General features: G+C 68.9%; 2 protein-coding genes (1 of these 2 running past the window's edge). Both read left to right on the top strand.

The window, feature by feature from the left end:
• Positions 1 to 5 precede the first annotated feature (5 nt).
• Complete coding sequence (locus K5607_RS08030; protein ID WP_221048750.1) at positions 6 to 5,786, top strand: SDR family NAD(P)-dependent oxidoreductase; 5,781 nt, start codon at positions 6 to 8, stop codon at positions 5,784 to 5,786.
• Positions 5,783 to 10,618 carry the 5' end (the start) of a non-ribosomal peptide synthase/polyketide synthase gene (locus K5607_RS08025; RefSeq protein ID WP_221048749.1) on the top strand. Its footprint extends 17,010 nt past the window's final position, so 4,836 of the gene's 21,846 nt are visible here — the first part of the coding sequence; it begins with the start codon at positions 5,783 to 5,785; its stop codon lies beyond the right edge, outside the window. Before K5607_RS08030 ends, K5607_RS08025 begins: the two co-directional genes overlap by 4 nt.

Genomic DNA, 10,618 nt, shown 5'->3' with positions numbered 1-10,618 from the left:
GCCCCATGACCGACGCCAGCCAGCCCCTCTCCCCCGTCAAGCAGGCACTGCTCACCATCAACCGCCAACAGGAGCGCATCCGCGCCCTGGAGCAAGCGACCCGCGAACCCATCGCCATCGTCGGCCTGGGCTGCCGTTTCCCCGGCGGGGCGGACACGCCGGAAGCCTTCTGGGAGCTGCTGGCGCAAGGCCGCGACGCCATCGGCGAAGTGCCGCCCGAGCGCTGGGACATGGACGCTTACTACGACCCCGATCCCGACGCCCCCGGCAAAATCAACTGCCGCCACGGCGCTTTTTGCCGCGATGTGGACGGCTTCGACGCGGAGTTTTTCAACCTGTCGCCGCGGGAGCTGCGCGCCATGGACCCGCAGCAGCGATTGCTGCTGGAAGTGGCCTGGGAAGCACTGGAGAACGCCAACATACTGCCGGGGGATTTGTACGGCAGCCGCAGCGGCGTATTCGTCGGCATCAGCACCCTGGATTATTACGCCCGCCAGCAGGCGGAGCGGGACGCTGCCGGCATCGGCGCCTATTACGTCAGCGGCGGCGTGCTGAGCGTGGCGGCCGGGCGGCTGTCCTATTTGCTGGGCCTCAACGGCCCCAGCCTCAGCGTGGATACCGCCTGCTCCTCCTCCCTCACCGCTTTGCACCTGGCCTGCCAAAACCTGCGCCGCAAGGAATGCGACCTGGCCCTGGCCGGCGGCGTCGGCCTGCTGCTCACGCCGGAACCCAGCATCGCTTTTTCCAAGGCGCACATGCTGGCCCCCGACGGCCGTTGCAAAACTTTCGACGCCGCCGCCGACGGCTATGTGCGCGGCGAAGGTTGCGGCGTACTGGTGTTGAAGCGGCTGTCCGACGCCCAGGCCGACGGCGACCGCATCCTGGCCCTGCTGCGCGGCACCGCGGCCAACCAGAACGGCGCCAGCGGCGGCCTGACCGTGCCCAGCGGCCCGGCCCAGGAAGCGGTGATAAAACTGGCCCTGGCCGACGCCGGCGTCGCACCGGAACAGGTGGATTACCTGGAAGCCCACGGCACCGGCACCTCGTTAGGCGACCCCATCGAGCTGCGCTCCCTCGGCCAAGTGTTCGCCGGAAAGCGCGCCCAGCCTTTGCTGGTCGGTTCGGTGAAAACCAACATCGGCCACCTGGAAGCGGCCGCCGGCATCGCCGGCGTCGTCAAAGTGGTGCTGGCCCTGCAACACGGCGCCATTCCGCCCCACCTGAATTTCGCCGACCCGACGCCCCATTTCCGCTGGGACGATTTCCCCCTGCAAGTGCCCACCACGCTGACGCCCTGGCCGCGCGCCGAAGCCAGCGAACGGCTGGCCGGCATCAGTTCCTTCGGTTTCGCCGGCAGCAATGCCCATGTGCTGATCGGAGCGGCGCCAACGCCCACCGCGGAAGCCGTCGGCAACATCGGCCGACACGTGCTGGCCCTCTCCGCCCGCACCCCGGAAGCCCTGCGCCAACTGGCCCTGCGCTATGCCGATCACCTGCAGCGCCACCCGCACGCCGACTTGGCCGAAATCTGCCACAACGCCGTCCGTTACCGCAGCCGCTACCACCAACGGCTGGCCCTGGCCGCCGACAGCATCGGCGGCCTGGCCGCACAGCTGCGCCATTTCGCCGCCGGCCAATCAGTGCCGACCATTCCCGCCGACCACCCGGCGGCGCCCGCCGCCCAAGCCTTCCTGGCCGGCGGCGAGGTGGACTGGCGGGCTTTCGATGCCACGCCCCGGCGCAAAGTCCCCCTGCCCACCTACCCGTTCCAGCGCCAGCGCTACTGGTTCGACCAAGAACCGCTGCCGGCCGCAACGGACAACGGCGGCCATCCGCTGCTGGGACGGCGGCTGGCCTCGCCGTTTATGGCGGCGCTATACGAAACCCGCCTGCGGGAAGGGCAACCGGCCTTCCTGGCCGACCACCGAGTCGGCGGCGAAATCGTCGTGGCCGGCGCCCACTACCTGGCCATGATGCTGGCGGCCCTGGAAGAAAACGGTGAGGACCGTTGCTTGCAGGACGTGCAATTCCCTCGCGCCCTGGCCCTGCCGGCGGGTAGCAGCGCCACCTTGCAACTGGGCATCGCCCAGGCGGATGAAGGCCCTGCGCGAATCCACATCGCTTCCCAAGCGGGAGCAGCCGATCCGGCCGCGGCCTGGACCACCCACGCCAGCGCCACGCTGGCGCCGGGCGCCGCCGCAGCAGACGGCGAAAACTTGCCCGAACTGCAAAATCGCTGCGGCGAGGAATGCAGCCCCGATTACGTATACCAGCATGCCGCCGCCGGCGGCATACAGCTTGGCGCGAGCTTCCGGCCGATCCGCCGCCTGTTCCGCGGCCAGGGCGAAGCGCTGGGACAACTGGCGGGCCCGTTCGGGCCGGGCCTGTTGGACGGCTGTTTCCAATTGTCTATTGCCGCCCTACTGGAATTGCCGACACAAACCCTGGTGCCGTTCAACATCGCCTGCGTCCAGTGGCACGGCCGCCCCGCCACGAACGAGCTGTGGTGCCACGCCCGCATCCAGCAGGCCGAACCTATGCGGCTACTGTGCCGGCTGCGCTTGTGGGACGCGGCCGGAAAACTGTGCCTGAGCCTGGACGGCTTCGAGGCGCGCGCCGCCGATCCCGCCGCCCTAGCGGTTGCCGCCGGCGAAGCCTGGCGCGACTGGCTGTACCGCATAGAATGGCGGCCCCTGCTTCCGGCCGGTGCCAGCCCCTTAGCGAACCCGACGCTGCTGGAACAAAGCCTCAAGCAGCGCCTGCCGCAGTTGATGGACCGGCCGGCGGTGGACGCCTACGGCCACGGCCTTCAAGCCTTGGAAACCCTCAGCGCCGCCTATGCGCGGGAAGCCGTGCGGGAATTGGGCGATGCGCCGGAAATTCCCCTCCAACACCGCCGCCTCTACGCCCGCCTGCAACAAATCGCCGCCGAAACGGCCGACGAGGCTGCCGCCCCGGCCGAACAACTCGCCGCAGCCCTGGCCCATCAACACCCAAGCGTGGCCGGTGAACTGCGCGTGCTGCAACGTTGCGGCGAGCAATTGGCCGCCGTGCTGCGGGGAGCATGCGATCCGCTGCAACTGCTGTTCCCCGGCGGCGACACCGGCGAGCTGGCGGGGCTGTATGCCGACTCGACGGCGGCGCGCTGCATGAATACCCTGCTGGGCGAAACCGTGGCGGAAGCATTGCGCGGCTGGCCGGCGGAACGGCCGATCCGCATCCTGGAAATCGGCGCCGGCACCGGCGCCAGCACCGCCTATTTGTTGCAGCGCCTGCCCATGGAGCGGGTGCGGTACACCTTCAGCGACATCTCCCCCCATTTCGCCGCCAAGGCGCGGCAACGCTTCGGCGCTTATTCCAGCATCGACTACCGCACCCTGGACATCGAACACGATCCTACGGCGCAGGGCTACGACGCCCACGGCTTCGACTTGGTGGTGGCCGCCAACGTCCTACACGCCACCCGCGACCTGGCAGCCACCCTGCGGCACGCCGGCTCCCTGCTGGCGCCCGGCGGCCTGCTGGTATTGCTGGAAGGCATCGCCCCACAGCGCTGGCTGGACTTGATCTTCGGCCTGACCGGCGGCTGGTGGCGTTTCGAAGACGCCGACCTGCGGCCGGAGCATCCGCTGCTGTCGCCAACCGCTTGGTGCGAAGTGCTGCGGAACACCGGCTTCGCGGAAGCGACCGCCCTGTCGCCCGACGACGGCCGCGCTGGCCCGCCGTTGCACCAGGCGGTCATCGTCGCCCGTGCGCCGGCTAACGACGATCAAGACTTGCATAGGGACTTCGCGCCCTCTACCCAGGAACCAGAGGCGTCGCAACTCCTTCTCCCCGAGGGAAAGCCGCCGCGTAGCGGAAAAACTAAGGCTTCTGGAGAAGGCTGGGATGAGGGAAGTAAAAAGCCGCGACCTTCTTATCTCGCCCTCACCCCAACCCTCTCCCTGGGGGAGAGGGGGCCGGAAAGCACCGACGGCCGACATGCAGGCCAACGCTGGCTGATCCTGGCCGACCAAGGCGGTTGCGGCGCCGCCCTGGCGGAACGCCTGCAAGCGCGCGGTGCGCAGTGCCAGCTGGCCGCAGCGGACGCGCTGGACCCCACCGACCCGGCGGCTTTCGCCCAACTCATCGGCGAATTGACGCAAACGGCGCCCCTGCATCACATCGTGCATTTATGGAGCCTGGATGCGGACTCAATCGACGATCCGTCGACCGCCTTGGACGCCGCCTGCCAAAGCGCCCTGCATCTGGCGCAGGCACTGATAAACGCCGGCCTGTCCGCGCCGCCGGCCTTGAGTTTCGCATTAGCCGGCGCGCACGACGCCCCGCCCGGCGGCCTGCTGCCCGGCCATGGCCCGCTGTGGGGCTTGGGCAAAGTCATCGCCCTGGAGCACCCGGAACTGCGCTGCCGCCGCTTCGACTTGGGCGGCGCGCGGGGCGACGCCGCAGCGGCGGCGCTGTACCGCGCCCTGAACGACAACAACGAGCCGGAAATCAGCCTACGCGGCACGGCGGCCTTCGCACCGAGATTGGCACGCTACCGGCCGGCCAAAAGCCCAGCCGGCATCGGCCCGCAAGGCGCCTACCTCGTCACCGGCGCTTTCGGCGGCCTCGGTTTATTGCTGGCGGAATGGCTGGTGCAACAGGGCGCGCGCCACCTGCTGCTGCTGGGGCGCACGGCCCCCGGCGCGGAAGCGCACGCGCGCTTGGACGCATTGCGACAACAAGGCGCGCAATTACTGGTCCGGCAAATCGACGTGTGCGAGCTGCCGCAATTGCAAGCCGCTATCGCGGACATGGAAGCGGGCGGCACGCCGCTGCGGGGCGTGTTCCACGCCGCCGGCGTGCTGGACGACGGCCTGCTGCCCAGCCAGACTTGGCCGCGCATGGCCCAGGCCATGGCCCCCAAGGTGCAAGGCGCCTGGAACCTGCACCGGGCCAGCGCCCACTGCCAGCTGGATCATTTCGTGCTGTATTCCTCGGCCGCCGCCCTGCTGGGCTCCGCCGGCCAGGCCAGCCACGCCGCCGGCAACGCCTACCTCGACGCCCTGGCCCTGCATCGCCGCGCCGCCGGCCTGCCGGCCCTCAGCATCGCCTGGGGCGCCTGGTCGGACATCGGCGCCGCCGCCCGCGTGCAACAGGGCGAAGAGCACACCCTGGCGCGCTGGCAGCGGCAAGGCTTCGCCACCCTGCCGCCGCGGCAAGCCATGCGGGCGCTGGCCAGCCTCATGGCCGACACCGACGCCGGCCACATCGCCGTGCTGCCCATCGATTGGCCGCGCCTGCTACGCGACCGCCCGAACGACCCTTGCCTGGCGGAGTTCCGTCACCTGCGCCCCGCCGCGGTCGAAAAAACCGCTGCTCCCAGCGCCAGCCTGCGCGAACGCCTGGAGCTAGCCGCGCCGGAGCAACGCGGCCAACTCCTGGGCGATCACGTCCGCGCCCAGGTGGCGCAAATTCTCGGCTGGCCCAATGGCGACGCGGTCGATCCGCAGCGGGGCTTCCTGGAGCTGGGGCTCGACTCCCTCACCTCCATGGAACTGCGCAACCGCCTGCAAACCGCCCTGGGCCGTTCCCTGCCCACCACGCTGACTTTCGACTATCCCAACGTGGCGCGGCTGGCGGAATTCCTGGCCGGACTCGCCGCCGCAACCGATGCCGCTCCCCCGCCCCAACCGGCGCCGTCCGGTGCGGCGGCCGCCGACGCCTTGGCCCGGTTGGACGATCTGGCCGACGCCGATTTGGATCCCTTGCTGATCGCGCTGCTGAGCGATAAGTCCCCATGAACGACGCGCTGGACCTGACATTGCTGCAACAGTTGTCGCCGGAAGAAAAACGGCGGCTCACCGCGCGCCTGCTGCGCGAACGCTCCGGCGCGGCCTTCGAGCCTAACCCGCTGTCCCACAACCAACGCGCCCTCTACGTGCTGCACCGGTTGGCGCCGCACAGCCCGGCTTACCACGTCACCTTCCCCTTGCGCATCCTCGGCCGGGTGGACGCGGACGCCCTGCGCCGCGCCTGCCAGGCCCTGGTGGACCGCCACCCGCTGCTGCGCGCGCGCTTTTTCCCGGTGGACGGCGAACCGGTGCAGGCGGTGCAAAGCGGCGCGGTAGCGGCGTTCGAGCAGCTGGACCTCCGCCAGCTAAGCAAAGCCGAACGGCAACTCCGGCTGGACGCCGCCTATCGCCGGCCTATCGACCTGGCTGTGGGACCGGTGGCCCGTTTCACCTTGGCCTCGTTCGCCGACGACGACCACGTGCTGCTGCCGGTGGTGCACCACATCGCCATCGACGGCCAATCCATCCTTATCGTGCTGCGGGAGCTGGGCGCGCTGTACCGGCAATACGCCGGCGGCGAGCCGGCGCGGCTGCCGCTGCTGGCTTACGGCTACGACGACTTCGTCCAGCAACAGAAACAAAACTTGGACGCCGACGGCGAACGGCTGTGGCGCTACTGGCAAGACCGCCTGAGCGGCGAGCTGCCGGTGTTGGACATTCCCACCGATCTTCCCCGTCCCGCCGCCCGCGGCGACCGGGGGCAAACCCTGGCCGTGACGGTGGACCCAATCCTCACCGAACGGCTGAAAACCCTGGCCGCCGGCCAAGGCGTCACCCTGTTCACCCTGATGCTGGCCGCCTACCAAGTGCTGCTGCACCGCCACAGCGGCCAGGACGACATCCTGGTGGGCTGCCCCGACGGCAGCCGGCCGGGAGCGGAATACAACCCGCTGGTGGGCTATTTCGTCAACCCGGTGGTGCTGCGCGGCGATTTGTCCGGCAACCCGCCCTTCGCCGATTTCCTGAAGCAACTCGCGCGCGACGCGCTGGAAGCCTTCGCCCACCGGGAACTGCCCTTCGCGCAACTGGTGGAGCGCCTGGGCCAGGCCCGCGATCCCAGCCGCACGCCGGTGTTCCAGGCCGCTTTTAACTTCCTGCAACTGCCCAAGCAGCGGGAGCTGGAAGACCTGTTCGCCCCGCCCCTGCCCGGCCAGGCAGCCACACCCGGCGACTGGGGCGGACTCAAGGTACTGCCGTTCGAGGTCGCCCAGCAGGAAGGCCAGTTCGACCTGGTGCTGGACCTGTTCGAAGCGCGCGGCGCCCTGTTCGGCACTTTCAAGTTCAACACCGACCTGTACCTGCCGGACACCATCGAGCGCTGGTGGGGCCATTACCTCAACCTGCTGCAAGCCATCGCCGAGAATCCGCAACAACGGATCGGCCATCTGCCGCTGTTGGGCCATGACGAGCGCAAGCTGCTGCTGGAAACGTGGAACGCCACTGATACCGACTATCCGCGCGATGCTTCCATCCACCAGCTGTTCCGCCGCCAGGCGGCACGCCGACCCGACGCGGTGGCGCTGAATTTCGGCCAGGAGGCGATGACTTACGCCGAACTGGACACCCTGTCCGACCGACTGGCCCAGCGCCTGCTAGACGCCGGGCTGGCGGCGGAAACGCCGGTGGCGGTGTTCCTGGAGCGCGGTTTCGAACTGGTGGTGGCCTTGCTGGCGGTGTTGAAAGCCGGCGGCGCCTTCGTGCCGCTGCCCACCAATTACCCGGCGCCGCGCCTGCGCTACCTGCTGCAAGACAGCGGCTCCGCCTGGCTGTTGAGCCGCGACGAGCTGCTGGAGCGCCTGCCTCAACACGACGCCAAAGTCATGGCGGTAGACTGCGCCGAACTGCGCGCCGCGCCCACCGTCTCCCCGCCGGAAACCGCCGGCCGGCCGGAGCAACTGGCCTACCTGATGTACACCTCCGGCTCCACCGGCGGGCCGAAAGGCGTCATGGCCACCCACCGCAACGTGGTGCGATTGGTGCAAAACACCGACCATACCCGGCTGGACGAGAACCAGGTTTTCCTGCTGTTCGCGCCGGTGGCTTTCGACGCCTCCACCCTGGAAATCTGGGGACCGCTGCTCAACGGCGGCCGATTGGTGATCGCACCGCCCGGCCTGGCTTCGGCGGAAGAAATCGGCCGGCTGGTGGAACAGCAAGGCATCACCAGCCTGTGGCTGTCCACCGCCCTGTTCCACCAGATGGTGCAGCATCCGCCGGCTTGGTTCGCCCAGCTGAAGCAAGTGCTCACCGGCGGCGAAACGATCTCGCCGCAGGCCGTGCTGCGGGTGCTGCAAGGGCCGGCGCCGAGCCGGCTGGTGAACTGTTACGGTCCAACCGAAAACACCACGTTTTCCACGTTCTATCCCATCCCCGCCGATTACGACGCCAGCCGGCCGGTACCCATCGGCAGGCCCATCGCCAACAGCACGGTCTATATCGTCGATGCCTGGCTGAACCCAGTGCCCATCGGCATCGCCGGGGAACTGCTCACCGGCGGCGACGGCGTGGCGCGCGGTTATTGGAACCGGCCGGAGTTGACCGAGGAACGTTTCGTCGCCGATCCCTTCGACCCCAGGCCCGGTGCGCGCCTGTACCGCAGCGGCGACCGGGCGCGCTTCCTGCCGGACGGCAACATCGAGTTCCTCGGCCGCCTGGACCGCCAGGTGAAAATCCGCGGCTTCCGCATCGAACTGCCGGAAATCGAACAAGCCATCGCCGCCCAGCCCAACGTGGCCGAGTGCGCGGTGATCGCCCGCGCGGCCGGAGACAGCAAGCAACTGGTGGCCTATGTGGCGGCGCGGGACGGCGCCTTGTCCGCCCGCGAGCTGCGCCGCGCCCTGGAAGCCCTGCTGCCGGACTACATGGTGCCGGCCGCCTTCGTGTTCCTGGACCAGCTGCCCATCACCGCCAACGGCAAGCTGGACAGCGCCGCCCTGCCCGTCCCCGACGGGTTGGAAGCGGCGCAGGACTATGCGGCGCCGTCCACGCCCACGGAAGAAATCCTCTGCGGCATCTGGGCGGAACTGCTGGGCCGCGAGCGCATCGGCGTGCACGACAACTTCTTCGAGCTGGGCGGCCATTCCCTGCTTTCCATGCGGCTGGCGGCGCGGCTGCGCGACGCTTTCCAGGTGGACATCCCCCTGGCACGGCTGTTCGAATGCGCCAGCCCGGCCAGCCAGGCCGCCCTGTTGGCGCAAGCCGAACCCAGCGACAACGCCCCCATCGCCGCGCTGACGCCGGCCCCGCAGCAAAGCCAGCCGTCCTTCGAACAAAGCCGGCTGTGGTTCCTGGATAGGTTGGAAGGCGCTTCGCCCCTCTACAACATCCCGCTGGCGTTCCGCTTGTCCGGCCCGCTGGATGCCGACGCCCTGCGGGAAGCGTTGCAGCACATCGTCGATCGCCACGCCGCCCTGCGCACGGTGTTTCCGGAACAAAACGGCGCCGCCGTGGCCCTGTGCCGCGATCGAGTGGAATTGGAATTGCCGCTGATCGAGCTGGGCCGTGCCGAGGCAACCGATACCGATACGGAACTGGCCGAACGCTTGCAACAGGAAGCCCTGCGGCCCTTCGACCTCAGCCAAGAACTGCTGCTGCGCGCCAGCCTGTTCCGCCTGCGCGAACACGAGCACGCCCTGCTGCTGGTGATCCACCACATCGTCGCCGACGGCTGGTCGCTGACGGTGCTGTGCCGGGAGCTGCAAGCCCTGTACGACGGCCGGCTCAAGGGCGAAAGCGCGGAACCCGCGCCCCTGCCCATCCAGTACGCCGACTACGCCCGCTGGCAGCGCCGCCTGCTGGCCGGCGATGGGCTGGCGCCCCGCCTGGCCTACTGGCGGCAACACCTGCAAGGCGCGCCGGCCCTGCTGGACCTGCCCACCGACCGGCCGCGCCCGGCGGTGCAAAGCAACCAGGGCGCCAGCCTGGCCTTCCATTTCCCTCGCGTCCTGCACGAGGAATTGCGCCGTCTGGCGCGCTGCCACGATGCCACCCTGTTCATGGCCCTGCACGCTGCCTTCGTCTGCTTGCTGGCGCGCCACACCGGTGCAGAAGACATCGTGGTGGGCACACCAGTGGCCAACCGCCCGCGCGCCGAACTGGAAGGCTTGGTCGGCCTGTTCGTCGATCTGTTGGTGCTGCGCACCCGGTTGGATTTGCAGTGGAGCTTCAACCGATTGCTGGCCCAAGTGCGCCGCGACGCCCTGGCCGCCTATGCCCACCAGCAAGTGCCTTTCGAGCGCATCGTCGATGCCCTACGCCTGGAACGCAGCCTCAGCCACGCGCCGCTGGTGCAGGTGGTGTTCCAACTGGAAAACGCCCCCCCGGCCCCCCTGGCACTGGCGGATTTGGCGGTGGACGCTATCCCCCTACCCAGCGCCACCGCCAAATTCGATCTCACCTTCAGCCTGGTGGAGACCGCTGACGGCCTGGACGGCCGGGTGGAATACCGCAGCGCTCTGTTCGACCCAGCCAGCATCCAGCGCCTGGTGGAGCAATACCACACCCTGCTGCACAGCGTAGTGGAGGACGCCGACCTACCCCTGGCGGCCTTGAACCTGCTGGGCGAAGCGGAGCGGCAGCTGCTGCGGCAGTGGAGCGACGGGCGGTGGGGGCTTCCCAATGTAGGTTGGGCTGAGTCCGCGAAGCCCAACCATCGCGGCGACGGGGAAACGTTGGGGTTCGCCGACTCACCCCAACCTACGCTTCACCAAGCTTTTCAACAACAAGCCGTCCGCACGCCCGACGCCATCGCCGCCAGCTACGAAGGCCGACACCTCAGCTAC

It is taken from the genome of Methylogaea oryzae (assembly GCF_019669985.1).
Taxonomy (GTDB): domain Bacteria; phylum Pseudomonadota; class Gammaproteobacteria; order Methylococcales; family Methylococcaceae; genus Methylogaea; species Methylogaea oryzae.
Note: the sequence above shows the minus strand (reverse complement) of the source record. Positions and strands in the feature narration are given on the sequence as shown.

Bases quoted from the DNA above. Each gene is read 5' to 3' on its own strand.
- K5607_RS08030 (WP_221048750.1), top strand. From the start codon at position 6: ATGACCGACGCCAGCCAGCCCCTCTCCCCCGTCAAGCAGGCACTGCTC.